We start from the raw sequence: 21,663 nt of genomic DNA, 5'->3' as shown, positions 1-21,663 counted from the left end.
CATGACCTCGATCGAGCTGCTCGCCGACGCTCTGGCCGCCTACCGCTCCGGTGACCGCGACCAGGCCGCTGAACTCGCCGCCCACGCCGGGCTGGCCGGCTCCACGCTGGCGGACGAACTGCGGACGTACCTGGCCGGCGACGGCTCGGCGCCGGTGTACGACCAGCCGAGCGCGTTCACGGCGTTCATCCGCGGCGGCGGCAACGTCGAGCTGTACCGGGCGCTGAGCGCCGAGCTGGCCGCGCGCTACGACGCCGGGAAGCCGGAGTCGCTGCTCGACCTGGGCTGCGGTGACGGCCTGGCCGTGGTGCCCGCGCTGGAGCAGGCGTCGCACCTGCCGCCGCGGATCGACCTGGTCGAGCCGTCGGCCGCGCTGCTCGACGGCGTCCACGAGCGGGTGCCGTCGGCCCAGTGCTGGCAGTCGACGGCGCAGGAGTTCCTCGCGCGCGACGACCTGGGGTGGGACTTCGTCCAGTCGACGTTCGCGCTGCAGTCCATCGAGCCGGAGCAGCGCGCCGAGGTGCTGCGCACGCTGCAGCCGCGCACCGGGACGCTGGTGCTGGCCGAGTTCGACGTCCCGGAGTTCGAGGAAGGCTCGCCGGAGCACCTGCGGTCGCTCGTCGAGCGCTACGAGCGTGGCGTGGCCGAATACGGCGAGGACGCCACGCTGGTCGCGCAGGGCTTCCTGCTGCCGGTGCTGCTCGGGATCGTGTCGGGACAGCAGCGGACGAACTGGGAGCACCCGGCCGCGGCCTGGGCCGAGCAGCTGCGGACGGCGGGCTTCACCGAGGTCGGCGTCGAACCGCTCGCCGACTACTGGTGGTCGCCCGCCGTCTTGATCACTGCCTGCTGAGCGAGCCCGTCTCCAGGTGCTGGGCGAGCGGCCGGGGCAGCAGGTAGGCGACCGCGCCGCCCGGCATCCCGCCCCAGGGCGCCGTCACGCCGGTCAGCACCCGGATCGCGCGCTGCACCCGGTACAGCCGCTTCTCGCGTTCGCGCTCGAACGCCAGCGCCGTCTCGACGAACCGCGAGCCGCCGGCGTGCACCAGGTTGCCGGTCTCGTTGCCGAACCGGACGACCGTCGTTCCCGGCGGCAGCACGATCAGGCGCTTGCCGCGGTAGAAGTTCAACGGCGGCTCGCCGCGCATCGGCAGGATCGGCCAGTCGGCGGGCTGGTCGGACTCCTCCGCCGGCCGCGGCGGCAGCATCAGCAGCACGCCGAGCAGGAACCGGGCGGCGTCGCCGAGCGAGCCGAACGCCACCGGCTCGTCGGACGGCGGCCGGGAAACCTCCCAGCCGTTCTCGGCGCGGCGCAGCGTCCAGACACCTTCGGCCGGTATCTCGTTCGCGCCGATCCGGTAGGCCGCGGCGGGCACGCCGTGCTCGGCGAGCCGCTGCTGGAGCAGCTCCAGCGTCTCCGCGCCGCGCAGGTTCCGCACCTGCTCACCGCGGGCGACGCGGGTGAGCGCGCGCTCGTCCGGCAGGTCCGCGGTCGTCTGCGGCGGCCGCGGCTGCCCGAGCACTTCCGCCTCCGCCGTCGCGCGCACCAGCTCCCCGACGAACGGCGGCCGGAACCCGGCCGCGCGGATGTGCTCGACCAGCTCCGCCTCCGGCGGCACGCCGTACTTGCGCAGGTAGTGCGGCACGGCGGCGGGCCAGATCCAGGTGCCGTCGGTGTGGAACGCGTTCGGCACGTCCGGCTTCGCGGCCGGCCCGCCGAAGATGTCCGGCAGCGGCGCCGGCCGGTGCAGCGCCACCGGCGCCCGGAACAGGTAGTCGAGCAGGCCGCGGACCTGGTCCGGCGGCACCGGCGGCCGGTTGACCACCGGCCGCTCGCCCTCGGCGTGCGAGTCGGCGATCCGCGCGTGCCGGAACACGACGTCCAGCGGCAGCCCGGCCTTCGCGGTCAGCCACGCCGGCAGGTGCTTCGGCGACCGCGGGAAGGTCGCCAGCTCCAGCTCGTAGGCCGCGGTCGACGGGCGGCCGCCGTCGTTGGGCGGCACCCGCCAGTCCGGCTCGCGGTCGGCGTCGAAGTCGAAGTCGAACTGCGACTCGGCGTCGAGGGTGAACGTGCCCTGGAACCACGTGCCGGCCTCGGCCTGGAACATCGCGGCCCGCAGCCGCGCGAACAGCCCGCCGAGGCGGGGCACCGCGGGCAGCGACACTGACACCGGGCCGTCCTCGTCGCCGACCGCCCGGACCTCGATCTCCGCGTAGTCGCCGACCTGCCGGAACTGCGCGCCGACCCGCGCCCAGCCGCCGGGCACGGTGTGCAGCAGCGTCCGGCCGATGGCGCGCAGCAGCGCGTTCTGGTCGCCCGTGCCCGGCTGCGGCCGCGCCTGGAGCGCCTCGGTGAAGTCCAGCCGCGTCTGCCACAGCGCCGTGACCTGCTTGGCCGGCACGGTGACCGAGAAGTCGGTCAGCCCCAGCTGCGCCGCGCGGACGGCGTCGTCGTGGACCCAGCGCAGGGTCAGCTCCGGCCGCGGACCCGGCGCGACCTCGAAGACCTCGCCGTCGTACTCGGCGAAGGTGCGCAGCGTGAACGTCGACGGCACCTCGCTCGCCGGGACGACCTTCGCCGGCCGGCCCTCGAACTCCTTGTCGAAGCCCTCCGGCGCCTCTTCCTCCGGCAGCACCGACAGCAGCACCGTGCCGTCCGTGGTCGACCGTTGCGCGCGGAAGGTCCCCTCACCCCACGTCGCATACAGGCCGTCCGGGCGTTCGGCTACTTCAACCCGGTAACGCACGTTTGTCCTCCCCGTCCCCAGTAGCCCAAAATCTAGTCGACCGGGTACCGAGCGAACCACCGGTCGTCGCCCGGCGCATCCGGGCCGAACTCGGTGAGCGCGTCGTCCGCCAAGCCGACGATGACATCGCGGAGTTCCAGCTGGTCCAGCCAGCTTTTCCGCAGGCCTTCTTCGCCGTACATCGCGCCGACGAGGTTGCCGCAGACCGAGCCGGTCGAGTCGCTGTCGCCGCTGTGGTTGACCGCCGCGAGCAACGCCGAGTCGGCGTCCGTGGTGGTCAGGGCGACGTACACCGACATCGACAACGCCGTTTCGCCGACGTTGCCCTGCCCCAGCGCCTCGAGCTTCTCCGGCGTCGGCGGTCCCGGCATCGCCAAGGCCGCGTCGAGCGCCGCGCTCTGCTCTTCGTGCCCCGCGTGCTTCACGAGCTCGCTCCGCGCAGTCGTGACCGCGTCGAGCAGCGGCTTCCCGTGCAGCAGCTCGTGGACGATCACCGCGAAGCAGCCCGACGACAGGTACCCGCTCGGGTGACCGTGGGTCAGCGCCGCGCTCTCGGCGCCCAGCCGGAACACCTCGGCGAGGTCGTCCGACCACAACGCGATCGGCGCCGCGCGCATCACGCCGCCGCAGCCCTTCGAGTTGTTCACCGGACGCTCGATGGTGCCGCGGACGCCCGAGCGGCCGTACGCCTCCAGCTCGCCGAAGCAGGTCAGGCCGGGAGCACGCCTGCTGAACAGCTCCTGGTGCGTGATCAGCCAGCCGTCCGGCGCCTCGACGGCCGACTGCGGCCCGCGCGCCCGGTCCCACGTGACGCCCTGGGTGTGCAGCCAGCGCTGGTAGGCCAGCTGCAGCGAGTGGACGACGTCGGCCGAGCCGGTCCGCCGCTGCTGCGCGTGCGCCCGGATCAGCGCCTCGAGCGTGAAGAGCGTCATCTGCGTGTCGTCGGTGATCCGGCCGACGCCGCCGTACGCGGGGATGAAGTCCGTGATGCCGGCCGGGCCGGCGATCTCCCGGATCCGGTCGATCGAGTCGAACTCCGTCTTCGCGCCCAGCGCGTCGCCGATCGCCCCGGCCAGCAGGCTGCCGCGGAGTCGCGATCGCAAGTCGGGTCCCTTCGGTTCCGTGGTGAACCGGCCGCTCGGGTACCGGCGCTCCCACCGCGGGTGTTCGGCGGTCTCCGTCTGGAGGCCGTTGCGGTTGAAGTACCAGAAGACGTCGCTGGCGACGTCGTCGAGCAGGCCGAGGTCGGGCAGCGCGGCCACCCACGCGGCGGGCAGGCCGGGCACGCCGAGCCGCGCGCCCACCATGGCGCCGGCGAGCGCCCCGGCGACCGGGCCGGACCGCGCGGCGAGCGTGATCGCCGCTTCCGGGTCGTAGCCGCGCTTGGCCGCGGCGAACAGCGCGCGGCCGAGCACCGACCGCACGCCCCGGCCGTCGCCGATGCTCTCCAGCTGGGCGACGTCGTCGGCGTCGCGGTCCTCGCGCAGCGCCAGCGTCGACGCGGCCAGGTCGCCGCCCACCTCCCGCAGGCGGACGTGCACCGGCAACGCGAACGTGTCGCGCGTCAGCAGGGCCTGGAACAGGGAAACCAGCAGCTCGACGCCTTCGGTGACCTCGGCGCCGGCCGCCGTGCCGGTCAGCTCCCGGGCGACGTCCTTCGCGTACTGCTCACCGTCGACGTCGGCCAGCGCGACCGCGCCGGCCGGCGTCGCGGCCAACGCCGTGGCCAGCAGCGCGGAGAACTCGGCGGGCGCCGGGCCCGCGTGCCGCGTCGCGACGGCGAGCCAGCCGACCGGGTCCGGCTCGGGCAGGGTCGCCGGGACCTCGCCGGTCGGCACCGGCGGCAGGCCGCGCAGCACCGCGTCGGTGTGGAACAGCAGGTGCCGCGTGAGGCCGCCCATCGGCAGCGGGCCGGTGGCGCCGCCGCCCAGCGCGTCACCGATCGCGAAGCCGACGTACGCGCCGACGATCCGGTGCCACGCGAAGCGCCCGGCGAGCGTGCCGAAGGCGGAGAACTTCCCGAACGTCCACGGCACCGGCCGCGGGCGCGCGTCCTCGTCCACGTGCGCGATCAGACCGTTGGCGCCCAGGTCGGCGGGCCATTCCGGGTACTGCCCGGCCCGGCGCCGGACGCCGTTGCGGTACTGCCACGCGAAGCCGCGCAAGTACCGGACGCACTCCGCGGGCGTCAGCTCGAAGTGGTGATCGCGGGCGTGGTCCACGGCGTACCGGAGGTGGCGTTCCAGCAGGTCGGGCGGCTCGATGCCGAACTCCGCCACCAGCCCGGGCAGGGCCTCGGCGACCTCGGGCCCGGCTTCCGGGGCGAGTTCCTCGACGCGGGGCCGGAGCTCGGGCGCTCCGCCGCGGGCTTCGGTCAGCTCGGCCGCGGTGAGGCTGCGGACCTGCCCGGTGCCGGGGTCGAGGGTCAGCCCGGACGACGGCAGCTCGCGGACGGTCGCCCGCCACCGGCGCGGGTACCGCCCGGGCACCTTCGCCGACGAGCTGTAGGCGATGACTTCCCGGCCGCCGGTGGCCGGCACCGGCCGCAGCAGCGGCTCGCCGTCCAGCAGGGGAACGAACACCTCGCAGTCGAGCAGAGCCCGGGCGAAGTCGGCGCGGCTGATCCAGTTGACGCTCAGGTAGTTCAGCAGCTTCTCGGCGTCGGTCGTCGGCACCGGGAACCCGCGCCACACCGGGCCGGGCGTGTACTGGTCGTTGCCCCGGCGCGGGCCGGTCGGCTCCCCGAACAGCGTGTACTGCGTCCAGCCGCGGATGGCGCGCACCGGGATGCCGAGGCCGGGAAACGCCTTTTCGTCGAACTCCGGGTCGACGTCGGGGCGCCACTCGACGAAGCCGCCGGCTTCCGCTTCTGTCATTCTCCCCATCCTCGCGCTAATGCCGCGGGTAGCGCTCGATCCACTGGTCGCCGAGGGCGCTCAGCGCCGAATGCCGGTCGAAGTGCCAGTAGGCGTCCGAAGCGACGTTCTCGACCAGGTACCGCAGCTCCAGCTGGTCGACCCACTTCTGCGGCAGCCCGGGAATCCCGGTCCGCGCGCCGAGCAGGGCGCCGGCGATCGCGCCGGTGAGCGCGCTGCGGCCGGAGTGGTTGACGGCGCGCAGCAGCGCCTGCTCCGGGTAGTTCTCGAAGCCCGACAACGCGGCGAAGGCGCGGCCGAGCACCGACAGCGTCGTCTTGCCGTCGCCGATCAGCTCGGGCATCCGCAGGTCGGGCAGCCCGTGCTCGCCGAAGAACGGCACCGACTCGGCGACCATCTCCGCGATCGCCGTCCACTCCGGGCCCTGCTGGAACTGGTTGTCCGGGTTGAGCACCTCGCGGCTGGTGTTCCAGATCGGGAAGCTGAACGGGTCCTTGGTCAGCGCGTGCTCGAACAGCCAGGTCAGGTAGGTCGCGGCGGCCAGGTCGGGCTCGGTCGGGTGGGTGACGCCGGCCAGCTCGCGCACGGCCTGGCGCGCACCGCCGCTCAACCCGCTGCCGGGCCCGGCCATGGTCAGCGCGGCCGGCAGCGCCGGGATCAGCGCGGCCGGGCCGGTCATCGGCTGCGCACCCGCGGCCCCGGTCGCGAGCTGGTGGTAGGCGTTGAGTTCGGCGTCGTCGGCGTCACGCCGGGCGTGCAGGTCAGGGACCTGCACGAGCCAGCCGTCCACGGCGTCCATCGGCGCGCCCTGGGTGCGCAGCCAGCGCTGCAGCGCCCCGCGGACGACGTCGGGGAAGAGCTGCTCGGCTTCGCGCGACTCCGGCCGCTCGCGGTGCGGGCTGCGGATCGCGGCCTCGGTGTAGAACAGCAGCCGCTGCGTCAGCGAGCCGATCCGGCCGGGCTGGTCGAACGCCGGGACCAGGTCGGCGACGCCCTCGATGCCGTACTTCGCGTGGATGTCGTGCAACATCATCCGGTCCACGGCCGCGCCGAGGGCCTCACCGAGCGCGAAGCCGACGTACGCGCCCGTGACGCGCTGCCAGCCGTAGCGGAAGCCCTCGAGGTCCTGCTCGAAGTACTTGCCGAACGTGTCGAGCCGCGGCACCGTGCGGCCGGCGTTGTCGTACGCCGGGGCCAGGCCGTTCGCGCGCAGGTCGTTGGGCTTGCTGCGCGGCGGCTCCGGCATGGTGAACCGCTTCAGCCAGGACTCGCCGAGCACGGTCTTCGCGCACTCCTCGGCGGTCAGCTCGAAGCCGCGCCGGCGGGCCTTCTCGGCCGCCAGCAGCGGTGGCTTCACCGGATCCGGCAGCCCCATCCGGGACGCGGTTTCGGTGGCGACCCGGATCAGGTCCTCCTCGGCCTCCGGGCAGCGGCCGTGCACGTCGATGCGCGGCTCGTGGCGGGGGAACCGCTTGACGATCTCGGCGAGCTCGCCGCTGGAGACGTCCTCGATGGTCGTCGGGCCGCCGTTGATCACCAGGTTCGGCGGGTGCTCGAACTCCGCGAGCGTCGCGACGTCGACCTTCCACCAGCCGTGCTCGCGCGAGGGCAGGTGCCGGGTCGAGCTGAACACCTTGAGCTCGTTGCGTTCCTCGGCGAAGTAGAACCGGTCGGTCTTGCCGGTTTCCAGGTCGAGCGGGACGAACACCTCACACCGGATCAGCCCGATGAGCAGCAGCTCCCGGGTCAGCCAGCCGACGCTGCCGAACGACAGCAGCGTCTCGAGGGTGTTCTCCGGCTTCGGGTAGCCGCGGCGGATCGGGCCGGCCTTGTACTCGGGGTTTTCGCGCTCTTCGCCGGTCTGGTTGCCCTCGGCGTCGACCTTCACCCAGCCCGCGACGGCCTGCAGCGGCACGCCCAGCTCGCCGAGCCCGGCCTTCACGTACTCGGGGTCGACGACCTCGCGCCAGTTCTCCTGGCCGGGGAACGCCACCGGCACCGACAGCCCGCCCGGGTGCGGGTGCGCCTGCCGCAGCTCGCCGTCCGGCTCGCGGACCACGACCGACGGCGGCGGGAAGATCTCCTTCTCCGGCCGGCCCTCGTCGAGGAACGCGATGGTGTTGTAGGGCACCGACCAGCCCTCGGGGATGCGCAGGACCTTCTCGGTGTCCACCCGCAAGCCCGCGGGACCGGAGACGTCCGGGCCGTGCACCGCGCGCAGCCACTGGCCGACCTTGGCAATCGCTTCCGCCGCTTCCACCTACTCGATCCTCTCCAGGCTTCCGTCGGACTCGTGCTCGGCGATCGTCTTCGGCAGCACGAAGGCCACCGCACCACCCGGCAGGTTCGCCCACGGGACCGTGATGCCGGTGATCACGTGCAGCGGGCGTCTCAGCCGGTAGGTCCGCCGCACCCGCTCGCGTTCCAGCGGCAGCGACGTCGTGGCGAACCGTACCTCGCCGTGGTGAACGAGATTGCCGGGTTCCTCGCCGAAGCGCAGAACGACCGTACCCGCCACCAGCCTGGTGATGCGCTTGTTGCGGAGCAGGGTGAGGGGAGGCTCACCCGGAGCCGGGTGGACCGGCCAGTCGTCCAGCTCCTTGGCCGTTTCCAGCGGCGTTTCGTGCCCGGCCGTCATCCGGGCCGGGTGCAGCAGCAACGCGCCGAGTAGCTGCTGGGCAGCGTCTTCGAGCCGCCCGAAGTGCTTCGGCTCGCGGGGCTTGCCGCCGGCGTACGCGGCGACCTCCCAGCCGTCGGGGGTGTAGTTGAGGCACCACGCGCCGTCCGCGCGTTCGCCGACCCGGTACGCCTCCGGCCAGACACCGTGCTCGCCCAGCCGCTGGACCAGCACGATCAGCAGCTCCTCGTCACCGAGCTTCGGGTCCGGCGTCGTCTCCAGCTCGGCGGCGACGTCCCCGGTGGTCTTCTTCACGTCGGCGCGGCCCGGCTTCGGCCGCGGCTTGCCCAGCAGGTCCGCCTCCGCGGTCCGGCGGACCAGCGGCTCGACGTACGGCGGCTGGAAGTGGTTCCGGCGGATGTGCGCGACGAGGTCCGGCTCCGGCGGCACGCCGTGCTTCGCGAGCAGGAGCGGGACGGCTTCGGACCAGATCCACGTGCCGTCGGTGTGGAACCGCTCGTCGCCGTCTTCGTGGACGACGGCTTCGCGCTCGAGGTACTGCAGCACGAGCGGCACCTCGGTGTCGGTGAGCGGCGGCCGCTCGACGTCCGGGCCGCCGGCGTCGGCGTGCCGGAACACCACACCCAGCGGGAGCTGCGCGCGCAGCCGCCACCAGTCCGGGATGTGCTCGTCGGCCCGCGGGAACGCGGCGAGCTCCGCCGGGTAGGCGGCCGGCTCCGGCGCGTCCGTCCACTGCGGATCGTCGTCGAGCGCGAAGTCGAAGTCGAAGGCGCCGTCGGGGGTGAGCGTGAACCGCGCCTGCAGCCAGGTGCCGCGGTCCTCGGTGTACATCCCGGCCCGCAGTTCGGTGAACAGGCCGGTCAGCTCGTCCGGCGTCGCGGTGTTGTGGCCCGCGACTTCGGAGTGCGCGCCGACCTGCCGGAAGTCGACGACGGCGGGCGCGGCGGCGTCCACGCTGTGCTCGCGGACGAGCTTTCCCAGGCGTACCAGGAGGGTCCGCTGCGCTTCGGGCGAAAGCCGATGTTCCACGTGAATCATTGCGGGATCACCGAGGTGAACGTGAAGGTCGGGGCTTCACCGGCGGCGCGGCGGGCGAACTCGTCCTCCCACATCTTGAAGGTGCGCCGGTAGATCGAGTCGATCAGCGCCCGCTCTTCCTTGGTGATCTTGCGGTTCTCTTCTTCGGTCGCGGCCCAGATCGCGTCGATGGTCTGGTAGAGCGCGAAGATCGGCCCGTCCCCGCGGAGGTAGTTGTGCCGCTCCTCCTCGGTCCGGCGCACGAACCGTTCGCGGTCAAGGCTGCGGATGTCCGGGCCGTGGTCGAAGAGCACGTCCATGACGTGTTCCGGTTTTTCCTCGAAATCCCCGGTCTTCCAGTTCAGGATGCGACCGGTCAGCCCGCCGTCGGGCGTGCTCTCCACCACGTACGTGTGGTCGTAGTACTCGAAGTAGGACGGCGTCTGGACCATCTAAAGACTCCCCTGCAGCGCGTCCCAGAACAGGTCCCGTTCGCGCTTGATCAGCCCGTCGATCAGGGCCTGTTCCTCGTCGGTGTGTGGTCGGTCTTCGGCTTTCTTGAGCGCCTTGAGGTCACGTCGCACCTCGTACAGCGAGTGCTCGTACGCCGAGACATCGTCCAGTGCCTTCAGGTGGAGGCGCAGCTCGGCGACGTGCCCGTCGATGCGGACGCTCATCTGCAGGTCGCGGTAACCCGCCGGAGCGGGGTTGGCGAAGCGGTCGTCGAAGTCGACGATCTCCAGGTCGGGGTGTTCGGCGATCCGCGCCAACGCGGCGTAGGCGTCCTGCACGCGCTCGAACTGGATCATCGCGCCGGCCAGGTCGACCAGCCGCGACGCGTCACCGTCGTAGTTGGTGTTGATCTTGTCCATCGCCCGGCCTTCGGACTTCGGTCCGGGCCGGAACCCGGCGTGGCCGCCGGTTTCCTCGGCCAGCGGCGGCAGGATCTCCTTCAGCCTGAGGTCCGCTCGGGCCGCTTCCCGGTAGCGCTCGGCGAGGTACTCCCGCGTGTAGGCCTCGTCCCCGAGCCTGCTCTGGTCGAACGGTGCCTGCTTCCGGTGTGCGTTCGGGCGGCCCTCCGCCTGGTCGATCACTTCCCGCGACACCTCGGCCTGCTCCGGCGTGAGCGGCGTCGGCTCCGCGTGCGGGCCCACCGGTTCCGCGTCCGGATCCGGGTGGTGGACCTCGTGCACGGCGTCGGCGAGGATCGGGATGGCCTCGTCGTGCACCAGCAGGCTGGCGATCGTCTCCGGCTTGCGCAGCAGCGACCGCGTGAGGAACTCGTTGGCCGGGTCGTGGAGCAGGTCGACCAGCTCCGGGTGCCCGGCCAGCCGCGTCCGGACGAACTCGCCGACCGGCCCGAGGTTCTGCGGGTTCCCCTCGTGGTCCTTGACGATGAGGTCGGTGGTGGCGCCGGCGAGCGCCTCGGCGACCCGCGGCTGGGCCAGGAGCTCGTCGAGCCGGGACTGCGGGGCGTGGCCGTAGCCGCCGTGCGCCTCGCCCGGGGCGTGCTCGGGCTGGACGTGCACCTCCTCCGGCGTGCCGACGTGCATCAGCTTGATGCCCTTCGGTGGCTGCGGCAGGTGCATGAGGTCGCCGGACTGCGGGTCGATGAACGCGACGCCGTCACGGGTGTGCACGACCATCGCGACGTGCCCGTAGACGACACCGTTCGGGCCCTCGTACTTCACCGCGACCACGGCGTGGTGGTCCAGCGGCCGGTCCCGCATCTCGCGGATGACGTCGTCGTAGCTGCCGCGCTCGGAGAACGTCTCGCCGAACCGGCCTTCGATGTGCTCGAGCGTGCCGCGCGTGCCCATCTCGTGGAACAGGACCGGCTCGGCCGTCATGTCACCGCCACGCAGCCGGTCCAGGTACGCCTCGGGCCCGCGGGTGCAGTTGGACATGTACCCGTTCTCCAGCGCGCCCGGCTGGTGGAAGCCCGGGTTGACCTCGCGCAAGTGCGGGTGCCGGTCCTGGACGTAGGCCGCTCGCTCGGCCGGCGTCGCCGTGTCGGCGTGGATGGCCGGCTCGGACGGCGGGTTCGTCGCGCGCGCCAGCGTCGAGTAGTCCGGCAGTGCTTCGGGAGCGTGCGGTGTCTCGGCGGTGCCGTCGAGGACGTCGCCGACCGACTGGTGTCCGGGCTGGTGGTGCTGCGCCGGCTCGGCTTCGCCGAAGCCACCGAGGCGTTCCATCAGCGCGGCCTGCCGCCGCCGTTCGAACTCGGCCGCGTTGTGCTCGTTCTCGGCGCGCCGCTCGGCCATCTTGTGCTGCGCGGCCTCGGGATCGAGGTGACGCGGGTGGCCGGGTCCGATCTCCTCGGCCTCGATCACCCACTTGCGGCGGCCCTCGGGCGTGATCTCCAGCCGCCGCTCGTGCACCAGCAGCTGCGTGCCGGGCGGCGAGAGCGTCTCGCGCTCGGACGGGTTCTCGGCGAGCTTCGAGATGTCGCGGAGGTTGTCCGACCGGACGTGCAGCTCGACGTCGTCGCCGAACTTGCTGGTGGCGAACTCGCCGGTCTTGATGGACGCGCTGGAGAACGCGGGCTCGACGACCACCGCGCCCGGCTCGTACGGCCCGGCGACGAGCTCGGCCAGCCGCGGATCGCCACCGACGTCGAAGGCGCGGATGCTCTCACCGGACGTGCGCGGAACCTGGTTGAGGCCGTCGACGACGGCCCGCGCGTTCGCCTGCGCGAGCTCGAAACCGGGGTGCCCGGGCCCGCGGCGCAGGGCCTCGTTGACGTCGTAGGCGTACTCGCCGCGGGTGTAGCCGTGCACCGCGACGGCGCCCTCGTCGGACAGCGGCAGCCCGGCGGCGTCCTGCCGGGCCAGCGCGCGGTCGTGGATCTGCTGGTAGACGTCCTCGCTGCCGACCGCGCGGCGGATGCTCTCGTGGTCGGCCGGGGTGCCGCGGTGGTCGCCGTCGAAGAGGTAGCCCTCGTCGTGCGGCACCCGCTCGGACGCCGGGTTCAGGCGGTCGGCGATCGCCGGCGTTTCGTGCGGCGGCCCGAGCGGCAGTTCCCGGATCCCGGCGGCGTCGTGCGGCAGCTCGGCCAGCCGCCCGCTGACGGGATCGGCGAAAACGATGCCGTGCTCGGTGTGCACGGCGGCGACCAGCCGTTCCGCACCACCGTGTTCGAAGGCGACGGCGGACCGTGCGCCGACGGGCCGTTCGCCGAGGTCGCGGGCCACGTCGTCGAAGCTGCCCCGGCTGCTCCACGGCCCGTCGAGGCGTTCACCCCGCGCGGGCCCGGCGACGACGTCCTCGCCGTTCATCCGCCGCTCGAAGGCGGCCATCGACTCGGCGGCGTTCGTCCGGAAGCCGTTTTCGAGGGCGTCCGGCGCGTAGTGGTTGCGAGTGTTGACCGCACCGAGCTCGGGAACGGCGTCGCGGACGAGGCGGGCGTGCTGCTGTGGCGTCTCGACGGACCCGGCGTGCAGCACGGGCGTCCCACCCGGCCGGAGCGGCTCGGCGAGCTGCGCCCAGCCACCCTCGGGAGCCCCGGTGGCGGGCGGCCGCCGAACGGGCGGGGGCGGCGCACTCGGGTCGTCGAAGGCGGTGAGCTTCGACATGTCGCCGCTCGGCCGCAGGTGCGGGTGTTCGGCGTAGAACTGCTCGAGCTCGGCGTCGGCCTCACGCTGGAAACGTGCCTCGTCGGCGCGCTCGTCGGCCCGCCGCCGTTCGATCGCCTGCCGGGCATCGGCCTCGGCGAGGTGCCGCGGATGCCCGGCGGTGACCTCCTCGGCGTGCACGATCCACTGCGGGTCGCCGGGCCGCCGGTGAGGGTTGTCCGGGTGGCCGGGGCCCTTCTCGACGCCGGTGATCTCGAACTGCGTCCCGGCCTTGAAGAGGACCTCGCGTTCGTGCCCGATGCTGGCCATGGCCTCGACGTCACGGCCGGTCTTGGACTGGATCCGCATCTCGACCTCGCCGGGGAAGGAGCTGCGCGGATGTTCCGCGTCGACCTTCGACGAGCTGAGGAACGACGGTTCGGTGATGTGCGCGCCTTCGTGGAACCGGCCGAGGAAGGCCTGCAGCCGCCCGGGATCCCCTTGGAAGTCGACCCGCCGCGACACGGTCCCGACGTGCGGCGGAAGCTCGTTCAGCCCGGAGACAAGCGCCCCGGCCTGCGGCGCGAGGTCGACGAGCTCGGAGCCGCCCATCCGCAGCGCCCGGTTGAGCGGACCGACCATCTCGTACCGCGTGTAGGCGTGCACGGCGAGCGCGCCGGCATCGGAGACACCGGGGTGGAACTCGTCCCGCTTGGCAAGGGCTTCCCGGCGCACCTGTTCGTGCCGCCACTCGCCGGACTCGGGGCTGTGCCGCCCGGAGTCCATGAAGGTGTCCTCGATCCGCCGGGTTCCGACGGGGTCCTCGGTGTGAAACCGCTGGTCGGTGAGGTAGGGCTCGTCGGGTCGCGGGTGTTCGGGGGCGCCGGCCGGCTCAGGGACGTCGTGCACGTCAGCGGGCGGCTCGTGTGCCGGGGCGGGTTCGGCCGGCGGCTGTTCGTGCGCGGGCTGCTCGGCAGATCGCTCCTGGACAGGGGCGTGTTCGCCCGCAGGCGCGGCGGAGTGATCGAGCGGCTGCTCCGGTGCAGCGTGTTCGGCCGGTTGCCGGTACACCGCCGGTTCGGCCCCAGCCGGGCGTTCCTGAGCAGGTGGCTCGAACGCCCGCGGCTGCTCAACGGGCCCACGAGCAAGGTGCTCCCCCGGCGCCCCGAACCGCGGCGGCGGAACAACAGGCGGCCCCGGACGAGAACCATGCGGCGGCACCGCAGGCCGCCCACCGGGCGGAGGCGCCATCGGCGGCCGTCCACCGGGATGCGAGCCGGGCCCCTGCGGACCCCGCGGCTGAGCCGGGTACCCACCAGGACGCTGCCCGCCCGGAGGCGGCATCCGTCGTGGATCCTGCGGATGGAACCCGCCCTGCGGTGCCGGACCGGGAACGTGCGGCCCACGCTGATGAGGCGCCCCACCCGGGAACGCCTGCGCCGGTGGCGGTCCGCTCTGGTGGGCGTGCCCGCCGGGATGATTCGGTGGCGGTCCGGCAGGGATCGCGCCCGGGTGAGCCGGTGGCTGTCCGTGCTGGTGAGGTTGCCCGCCCGGGTGCTGTTGCCCACCGAGATGAGTTGGCGGCTGTCCCCCTGGGAACGGTTGCGTGCCCGGGTGAACGGGTGGTTGCCCGTTCTGATGGGTCGGTCCGCCGAGATGAGGCGGCCGACCGCCCCGGAGCGGCTGCGCCTGGGGGTGAATCGGTGGCTGGCCGCCCTGCCACGGCTGCGTGCCCAGGTGTGGTTGAGCTGGGGGTTGTCCGTTCTGGTGAGGCTGAACGGGCGGCTGTCCACCGGGATGAGCCGGCGGCTGGCCGCCCGGGAACGGTTGCGTTCCCGGGCGAACCGGTCCCTGCCCACCCGGGTGAACCGGTCCGCCTTGGTGCGGCCGACCCGGCGCCTGCCCACCCGGCCGGCCCGGCAACTGTCCACTCTGGAACAACCGGCGGGGATCCTGCGGCAGCTGCCCACCCCGCGGCGGCACCGACCCGCCCGGTTGCGGACCACCGGCACGTCCCGAACCACCACCACCGTTCGGCATGCCGCCCGGCGGCGGCGCGAACCCACCGCCCGGCGGAGGCGCTGCCTGCTGCGGCGACGGACCGTTCTGCAACATCCCCGCATCAGCCGCGAACGGCTGGCTCGCCCCACCGGTGAACCCGGCCGCGCCGACGTTGTCCTGCGGACGTCCACCGCTCTGCCGTCCCGGCTCCGGTCCGGATCCCGGCGGCGGGGCCATGCCGTAACCGCCCTGCGACGGCCCACCCGACGAGCTCGTCGCCTGCGGCGAATCCACCGCCCGGACTGCCTCCGGCTGGTGGGCGTGGTCGACACCCGGCCGCGGCGCCGCAGCCTCCCGACGGATCTCCGCTTCGGAAGGCACCGACGGCGGCTCTTCACGCCTCGGCCCGGACGACGACTCGTGCGCAGGCTGTTCACTTCGCGCCTGGGGTTCGGAGGAAGCCTCGTGCTGAGGTCCTTCGCTCCGCGCCTGGGGCTCGGGCGAAGCCTCGTGCCGAGGTTCGGTGCCCTGGGACTCAGCGTGCGGGCGTGGCTCGTCGCCTTGCGGCCCGGGTTCGGAGGATGCTTCCTGCCGGGGCTCGGCGCCCGGGGCCTCAGCGTGCGCCCGAGGCTCCTCGCCTCGCGGCGCAGCCTCAGACTCGTGCCGCGGCTCCTCGCCTCGGGTCTCAGCTTGCGCCCGAGGCTCCTCGCCCCCGGCTTCAGCCTGCGACCGTGACTCATCCTGCCGCGCCCCGGCTTCGGACGATGCTTCGTGCCGCGGCTCCTCGCCTCGGGTCTCAGCTTGCGCCCGAGGCTCCTCACCCTGGCCCTCAGCTTGCGACCGTGGCTCATCCCCTCGCGCCCCAGCCTCGGACGATGCCTCCTGCCGCGACTCCTCCGCCCCAGCCGCCTCCCGCCGCGACTCAGGCTCCGAAGCCTCACCTTCTGGCGAAGCCCCATCCGCCTCCCGCGGGATATTCGCCTCGTGAACCGAGTGCAGCTGCTCCTTCGCGCCCCCGACCGCGCCCCCGACGGCTCCGCTCGACGCCCCCATCAGCAGCTGCTCCGGTGTCAGCGACCCCAGATCGCCCGTGACCGCCGCCTGGCCGACCGTCTGCGCGACCCCCTCGACCGCGCCACGCGCTCCCGCACGGAGGGCCGCGTCCGCGACCTGGCCGCCCGCACTGTGGGACAGCCCCTCGGTCGCTCCGCGGCCGATCGATCCCGATGCCGCGCCGACCACTCCGCCGACCGCGCCCGAGATCGCCGCGTCCGATGTCTTCGACCAGTCCCAGCTCTTGCGGTCGCCCTTGGCCATCTGCAGGCCCTGGATGCCCGCGTCCATGCCCAGGTTGATGGCCTCGTTCTTGAGGACCTCCATGCCGATCTTCTTGAGGCCCTGTTTGAGCAGCTTCTCCAGCAGCTCCTTCGCGACCTCCTTGAACCCCTGCTGCGCCAGCTTCTCGAGCAGCTGCCGGAACAGCATCTGCACGGTCATCCGGGTCGCGATCTGGGCCGGTGCGATCCCCGCCGTCGAGCCGCCGAACGTCACCGCGGCCGCCGCGATCATCGCCGCTATCTGGGCCGCCAGGATGATCAGCGAAATGATGATCATGTACTTCGTGTACTCGACGTCCAGTGCCGTCTGGTCGCACGAATCGCCCAGGGCCTTCGTGGCGTCGGCCAGCTGCTTGAAGTAGGCCTCGTCGCCTTCGACGAACTTCTTCCACTGCTCCGCGAACGCGTCGGCGCCGTCGCCCGTCCAGTTGTCGCGGATGCCGGACGCCGCCTGGTTGCCCGTCTCCGACACCGGGCCGATCGACGCCGATGCCGTGTGCCACGCGTCCCGCAGGGCGCGCAGCTTCGTCTCGTCGCCCTCGGGCCAGCTCTCCCCGACCACGATCGGCAGCAGCCACTTGACCGCGTCGGGCATCTCCATCCCCACGCGTCAATGCCCCTTGCCCAGCTGGGACGTCACGTCTTCGTCGGCGCCCGTGAGGGCCTTCATCGACTTGGCGACGTTCTGCTGCATCCCCCGCAACCCCTGCACGAGGTTGGTGAACCCCTCGACGGCGCCCTGCGCGCCCGGCACGTAGTCCTTGGCGAACTCCTTGCCGGAGTCGTCGCCGCCCCAGCACTCGCCCTGGGCGTCGAGAGCCGCCTGCAGCGCCTTCGCCGCGTTGTCGAGGCCGTCGGCGGCCGTCACCAGGCCGTTCGACGCGCGCAGCACCGCGTCCGGCTCCGCGGTGAAGCCGGAACCCCCGTCCGGCATCAGTCGCCCCTTGTCATCCAGGACGACGGCGGCTCCTCGTCCTCGTCACGAGGCGGGCGGACGCGCTTGGGCGCGGGCTTGGGCGCGGGCATCGGCATCGGCGCCTGCTCGTTGCGCAGGATCGAACCGCCGTCCTCGAACGACTCGGGCCGCGGTGCCGGCGCTGCCTCGGCGAACTCGTCGAACGCGGGGATCGGCGGCACCAGCCCGGCCAGCGACGGCGCACCTTCGACCAGGTCGGCGAGGTCGGGCAGGCCTTCGGTGATCGGCGCCATCAGGTCCGCGATCTTCTGCTTGACCTGGAGCGACCCCTGACGCACCAGCGTCTGGACGGTGCTCGCGAGCTGCGCGGGCGTCGTGCGCTCGAAGGTGGCGGGCGCGAATTCGAGCTTCGCGAGGCTGCCGCCGGCGTCGATGGTGGCGCGGACGAGGCCGTCGGGGGAACTCACCTGGGCGGTGGTCTCGGCCGCCGCGGCCTGGGCGTCGCGCAGCTGCGCCGTCTGCCGCTCGAAGTTCTCCAGGAGGGTGTCCATCTGGTCCTTCATCGCGGCATTCCGTGCTTCGAGCCGTGCACGGTCGTCGCCCGCGGTGGTCACAGGTGCCCCCGGTGTCCCTCGAACCTACTAATGACTTGCGGTCACCCTAATGCCAATGGAGCAGTCATCGTGACCGGTTCGGGTGTTTGCGTCAGCGAATCACGCGGCGTCGAGCCAGCAGGTAGCCGGCCCCGCCGACGAGGTAGCAGACCGTCGCGGCGATGAGCAGGCCCGGCGAACGGCCGTCGTCCGGTACGACGAGCGCACCCAGCGAAACCGCGGCTACCTGCGTGATGTTGAACAGCGTGTCGTACAGCGCGAACACCCGGCCGCGGGCTTCGTCGGCGACGTCCAGCTGGATCGACGAATCGACGCAGAGCTTGAGCACCTGCCCGGCCCCGGTGATGACGAACGACGCGAGCAGCGCCAGCGGCAGCACCATCGGCAGGCCCAGCGCGGACTGTGCGATCGCGGCGAGCACCAGCGCCCCGAGCACCGCGCGCAGCCGCCCGAACCGGCGGATGATCCGCGCGGTCAGCAGCCCGGCCAGCAGCAGCCCGGCCCCGGCGAGCGCGGCCATCTGCCCCAGCCCGGGCAGGCCGGCGCGGAAGAAGCCGTGGTCGGTGAAGTAGTTGCGCATCAGCAGCACCGTGACCAGCAGCGACACCCCGAACGACGCCCGGTGCGCGAACAGCGCGACGAACCCGGCCGTGACGCTCGGCGCGCGCCAGGCGTGGCGGGCGCCGTCGGCCAGCCCGCGCGCGACGGCCAGCACCGGGTGCGGCGGCTCGTCGACCACCGTCGGCCCGAGCACGCCGCGGGCGAACCCGCGCGCGAGCAACGCCGCGACCAGGGGGCCGAGGACGGCGAACGCCGTGGTCTCCGCCGATCCGACGTCGTTGCTCCCGAACAGCGCCCGCAGGCCGATCGCGCAGCCGCCGCCGAGGACGGCGACCACCGAGCCGAGCGTCGTGGCGAACGCGTTCGCCGTCACGACGCTCTCCTCCTCGACGACGTGCGGCAGCGACGCCGACAGCCCGGAGCCGATGAAGCGGGAAATGCCTTCCGCGGCCAGGGCCAGCGAAAACAGGCCGATCCCGCCGAACCCGAAGCCGACGGCGCCCGCCGCGCAGACGATCGCCAGCCCGCGCAGGAGGTTCGCGAAGATCAGCACGCGACGCCGGTCCCATCGGTCCAGCAGCGCACCGGCGAACGGCCCGACGACCGAGTACGGCAGCAGCAGGACGGCGAACCCGCCGGCGATGGCCAGCGGGTCGGCGGCGCGCTCGGGGTTGAACAGCACGGCTCCGGCGAGGCCCGCGCGGAACACGCCGTCACTCCAGCTGGCGGCGAAGCGCGTGAAGAGCAGACGCCGGAAGTCCGGGTCCTTCAGCAGCTCCCTGGGCCCTCTTCGCACTGTCGCCGTCCGGGCGCTGATCGTCACGGAGTCAAGGTTAAGGCCCGGCCGTGGGAGACCGGTCAAGAGATTCGGGTGGCCGGCGCACTGAGGTCGCCTCTCGGCGGCTATGCGCAGTGTGGCTCCAGCCGGACGGTATTCCACAAAGGCGGTTCTTCAGTGAGCCCGGGGGACACGGAGTGCGCCGACCACATGTTTCAAACGGGGCTCGTGGGGCGATTGTTCCCGAGCCGAAGTAATTCGCAGGGCCAGGGGTGGGATCATGGGTCGCGTGCCAGCGGACGCCGAGGTTGAACCGGGAACGCTCCTGGTCGCCGCCCCCACGATGGTCGACCCCAACTTCCGCCGGACCGTGGTGTTCGTCATCGATCATCGCGCGGAGGGCACGCTCGGCGTGGTCCTGAACCGGCCGAGCGACGTCGCCGTGCACGACGTGCTGCCCAGCTGGGGCGGGCACGTCGCCGAGCCGCAGGCGGTGTTCGTCGGCGGTCCGGTGGAGAAGAAGACGGCGTTGTGCCTGGCCGCGCTGCGCACCGGCGAGACGGCGGCGAGCGTGCCGGGCGTGATCGCCGTCCGCGGGCCGGTCGCGCTGGTCGACTTGGACACCGACCCCGAGGTGCTGGTGCCGAAGGTCCGCGGCGTGCGCGTGTTCGCCGGGTACGCGGGCTGGGACTCGGGTCAGCTGGCCGGCGAGATCGAGCGCGAGGACTGGGTCATCGTGCCGGCGCTGCCGAGCGACATCCTGGCCTCGCCGGACGGTGACCTGTGGAGCCAGGTCCTGCGCCGGCAGGGCATCCCGCTCGCGCTACTGGCCACCCATCCGGGCGACCTCCAGCGGAATTAGGCTTCGTCCTTCTTGAAGACTCCGCAGCCGCCGGCGCCGCACGCGCAGCCGCTGCAGCCGGCCGGCGCCGCCGGAGCCGGGGCGGGCACGGTCAGCGCGGCCCGGTTGCCGAGCATGCCGCCGCCCATGACCAGCAGCACCATGGCGAGCACGCCCGCGACCGCGGCCGAGACGAGACCACCGGTCGTCGGCATGGCCAGCCCGGCCAGCCCGGTGAGCACGGCGATCGCGCCCCCGGCCATGGTCGGCAGGCCCGCGACGCGGTTGGCCAGCTTGAAAGCTTCTTCGCTGCGCAATGCCGCTTCCGTGCGCACCCCGGTGCCGCCCTCGCGCGTCAAGCGCTCGCGGAACCCGAGGAACCCACCAAAACCGACGAGCAGACCCAGCACGACCGGAACCAGCGCGATAGCGAACACGGGGTCAAGGATAAGCGTGACGTCCCGGCAACCTGCCGGATACCCTGATCGACTGTGCTACAGGCCATGTCACCGCGTGTACTGCCCACCGTCCTGACCGCTGCCCTGATCGGGGGAATCCTCGCCGCCGCGCCGGCGAGCGCCACCGAGAGTCACCAGCGGCCGATCCGGCTGCTCGGCGAAAAGATCGTCCCGAACGCCCTGCAGTTCCAGGGCACGACGGTCGGCGGCCTGTCCAGCATCGACTACGACCCGCGGACCGGCGGCTACGCGCTGATCTGCGACGACCGGTCGGCGATCAACCCGGCCCGCTTCTACACGGCGACCTTCCCGGTCACCGCCCACGGCGTCGGCGACGTCACCCTCACCGGCACGAAGCCGCTGCTGCGCCCGGACGGCACGCCGTACCCGCCGCTCGCGCAGAACGACCCGGCGAAGCCGCAGAACGAGCAGACGGTCGATCCGGAAGAGCTGCGCGTCGACCCGTGGACCGGCGACTACTACTGGTCGCAGGAGGGCGAGCGGACAGCGACGACGCTGATCGACCCGTCGATCCGCGAGGCGCGACGGACCGGCGAATACGTCCGTGACCTGCCGATTCCCGCCAACGAGAAGATGACGCCGACGGCGGGCCCGCGCCAGAACCTGGTGCTCGAGGGCATCACGTTCACCGGGTTCGGCTCGCTACTGGCGAGCGAGGTCGAGGGCCCGCTGCTGCAGGACGGCCCGATGCCGACGACGACCGCCGGCGCGCTGTCGCGGATCACCCTGCAGTCCCGGTTCGGTCCGGTCTTCGCGCAGTACGCCTACCCGCAAGAGCCGATTTTCGCGTCACCGGTGCCTGATGGCGCGTTCGCCACCACGGGCGTGTCCTCGATGCTGGCCGTCGACCAGGCCGACCCGACGAAGTTCCTGATGATGGAGCGCTCGTTCGTCACCGGCGTCGGCAACAAGGTCCGCGTCTACGAGATCGACACGAGCGGCGCGACGAACGTCCTGAACGTGAAGTCCCTGGCCGACGCCAAGCACGTCAAGCCGGTGAAGAAGCGGTTCCTCTTCGACGCCGCCGACCTCGGCCTGTCCACTGTAGACAACATCGAGGGCATGACGTGGGGCCCGAAGCTGCCGGGCGGCGAGCGCAGCTTGATCTTGGTCAGCGACAACAACTTCTCGCCGACGCAGGTCACGCAGTTCGTCGCACTGGCGGTCCCCTCCGAACGGCTTTGACCAGCAAGTTACGATGTGCACATGAACACGGCTCGGCTGCTCCTTAGCCTGCCGCGCTGACCGGGCCCGGCCCGGCCGGCGCGGCGACCCCTCATGCCCTGGTGGCTGAGGGGTCGAGT

The 21,663-nt window shown here is 72.6% G+C and carries 14 protein-coding genes; 4 read left to right on the top strand and 10 right to left on the bottom strand.

Annotated features, from left to right (window positions below; translation table 11 throughout):
* Position 1 precedes the first annotated feature (1 nt).
* The gene (locus AB0M93_RS21530) at positions 2–853 is read left to right on the top strand and encodes a class I SAM-dependent methyltransferase (RefSeq protein WP_364275944.1); all 852 of its coding nucleotides are present in this window, start codon (positions 2–4) and stop codon (positions 851–853) included.
* On the opposite strand, the gene AB0M93_RS21525 is transcribed toward AB0M93_RS21530, so the two are convergent.
* From AB0M93_RS21525 to AB0M93_RS21500, 6 genes are read right to left on the bottom strand one after another with little or no spacing between them, the layout of a single operon-like run.
* The gene (locus tag AB0M93_RS21525) at positions 840–2,747 is read right to left on the bottom strand and encodes a TNT domain-containing protein (RefSeq protein ID WP_364275943.1); all 1,908 of its coding nucleotides are present in this window, start codon (positions 2,745–2,747) and stop codon (positions 840–842) included. The two genes, AB0M93_RS21530 and AB0M93_RS21525, sit on opposite strands and share 14 nt — an antisense overlap.
* Before the next feature lie 32 nt (positions 2,748–2,779).
* Positions 2,780–5,623 (bottom strand): ADP-ribosylglycohydrolase family protein, encoded by a 2,844-nt coding sequence (locus tag AB0M93_RS21520; RefSeq protein WP_364275942.1) that lies wholly within the window; start codon positions 5,621–5,623, stop codon positions 2,780–2,782.
* Positions 5,624–5,639: 16 nt separating this feature from the next.
* Positions 5,640–7,883, bottom strand: coding sequence for an ADP-ribosylglycohydrolase family protein (locus AB0M93_RS21515; protein ID WP_364275941.1), 2,244 nt, complete (start codon positions 7,881–7,883; stop codon positions 5,640–5,642).
* Positions 7,884–9,299, bottom strand: coding sequence for a TNT domain-containing protein (locus AB0M93_RS21510; protein WP_364275940.1), 1,416 nt, complete (start codon positions 9,297–9,299; stop codon positions 7,884–7,886). It abuts the gene before it with no gap.
* A complete protein-coding gene (locus AB0M93_RS21505; protein WP_364275939.1) occupies positions 9,296–9,730 on the bottom strand; it encodes a hypothetical protein in 435 nt (144 codons plus the stop codon). Before AB0M93_RS21505 ends, AB0M93_RS21510 begins: the two co-directional genes overlap by 4 nt.
* Positions 9,731–13,741: a toxin glutamine deamidase domain-containing protein gene (locus AB0M93_RS21500; protein ID WP_364275938.1), complete on the bottom strand. Its 4,011-nt coding sequence runs from the start codon at positions 13,739–13,741 to the stop codon at positions 9,731–9,733.
* A gap of 2,470 nt (positions 13,742–16,211) precedes the next feature.
* Between AB0M93_RS21500 and AB0M93_RS21495 the strand changes: the two genes are divergently transcribed.
* Positions 16,212–16,532, top strand: coding sequence for a hypothetical protein (locus tag AB0M93_RS21495; protein WP_364275937.1), 321 nt, complete (start codon positions 16,212–16,214; stop codon positions 16,530–16,532).
* Between the two features lie 248 nt (positions 16,533–16,780).
* Here the strand turns inward: AB0M93_RS21495 and AB0M93_RS21490 are convergent, their stop codons facing one another.
* The 3 genes from AB0M93_RS21490 to AB0M93_RS21480 all read right to left on the bottom strand — a co-directional run bounded on the left by AB0M93_RS21490 (position 16,781) and on the right by AB0M93_RS21480 (position 19,084).
* Complete coding sequence (locus tag AB0M93_RS21490) at positions 16,781–17,104, bottom strand: WXG100 family type VII secretion target (protein ID WP_364275936.1); 324 nt, start codon at positions 17,102–17,104, stop codon at positions 16,781–16,783.
* Positions 17,104–17,649, bottom strand: a complete 546-nt coding sequence (locus tag AB0M93_RS21485; protein WP_364275935.1) for a YbaB/EbfC family nucleoid-associated protein — start codon at positions 17,647–17,649, stop codon at positions 17,104–17,106. Before AB0M93_RS21485 ends, AB0M93_RS21490 begins: the two co-directional genes overlap by 1 nt.
* Before the next feature lie 142 nt (positions 17,650–17,791).
* A complete protein-coding gene (locus AB0M93_RS21480) occupies positions 17,792–19,084 on the bottom strand; it encodes an MFS transporter (RefSeq protein ID WP_364275934.1) in 1,293 nt (430 codons plus the stop codon).
* Positions 19,085–19,319: 235 nt separating this feature from the next.
* Here AB0M93_RS21480 and AB0M93_RS21475 point away from each other — a divergent pair, with 235 nt between their 5' ends.
* Entirely contained in the window at positions 19,320–19,901 is a 582-nt protein-coding gene (locus AB0M93_RS21475; RefSeq protein WP_364275933.1) for a YqgE/AlgH family protein, read from the top strand.
* Here AB0M93_RS21475 and AB0M93_RS21470 read toward each other — a convergent pair.
* Entirely contained in the window at positions 19,898–20,317 is a 420-nt protein-coding gene (locus AB0M93_RS21470) for an SdpI family protein (RefSeq protein ID WP_364275932.1), read from the bottom strand. The two genes, AB0M93_RS21475 and AB0M93_RS21470, sit on opposite strands and share 4 nt — an antisense overlap.
* Before the next feature lie 66 nt (positions 20,318–20,383).
* On the opposite strand from AB0M93_RS21470, the gene AB0M93_RS21465 reads away from it, so the two are divergent.
* Positions 20,384–21,544, top strand: coding sequence for an esterase-like activity of phytase family protein (locus AB0M93_RS21465; protein WP_364275931.1), 1,161 nt, complete (start codon positions 20,384–20,386; stop codon positions 21,542–21,544).
* Positions 21,545–21,663: the final 119 nt, after the last annotated feature.

Source organism: Amycolatopsis sp. NPDC051102 (assembly GCF_040682815.1).
GTDB lineage: Bacteria > Actinomycetota > Actinomycetes > Mycobacteriales > Pseudonocardiaceae > Amycolatopsis.
Note: the sequence above shows the minus strand (reverse complement) of the source record. Positions and strands in the feature narration are given on the sequence as shown.

Coding starts and splice junctions, on each gene's coding strand:
- AB0M93_RS21475 (WP_364275933.1), top strand. CDS start 19,320: ATGGGTCGCGTGCCAGCGGACGCCGAGGTTGAACCGGGAACGCTCCTG.
- AB0M93_RS21465 (WP_364275931.1), top strand. CDS start 20,384: ATGTCACCGCGTGTACTGCCCACCGTCCTGACCGCTGCCCTGATCGGG.
- AB0M93_RS21505 (WP_364275939.1), bottom strand. CDS start 9,730: ATGGTCCAGACGCCGTCCTACTTCGAGTACTACGACCACACGTACGTG.
- AB0M93_RS21510 (WP_364275940.1), bottom strand. CDS start 9,299: ATGATTCACGTGGAACATCGGCTTTCGCCCGAAGCGCAGCGGACCCTC.
- AB0M93_RS21530 (WP_364275944.1), top strand. CDS start 2: ATGACCTCGATCGAGCTGCTCGCCGACGCTCTGGCCGCCTACCGCTCC.
- AB0M93_RS21490 (WP_364275936.1), bottom strand. CDS start 17,104: ATGCCGGACGGGGGTTCCGGCTTCACCGCGGAGCCGGACGCGGTGCTG.
- AB0M93_RS21495 (WP_364275937.1), top strand. CDS start 16,212: ATGCCGATCTTCTTGAGGCCCTGTTTGAGCAGCTTCTCCAGCAGCTCC.
- AB0M93_RS21485 (WP_364275935.1), bottom strand. CDS start 17,649: ATGAAGGACCAGATGGACACCCTCCTGGAGAACTTCGAGCGGCAGACG.
- AB0M93_RS21520 (WP_364275942.1), bottom strand. CDS start 5,623: ATGACAGAAGCGGAAGCCGGCGGCTTCGTCGAGTGGCGCCCCGACGTC.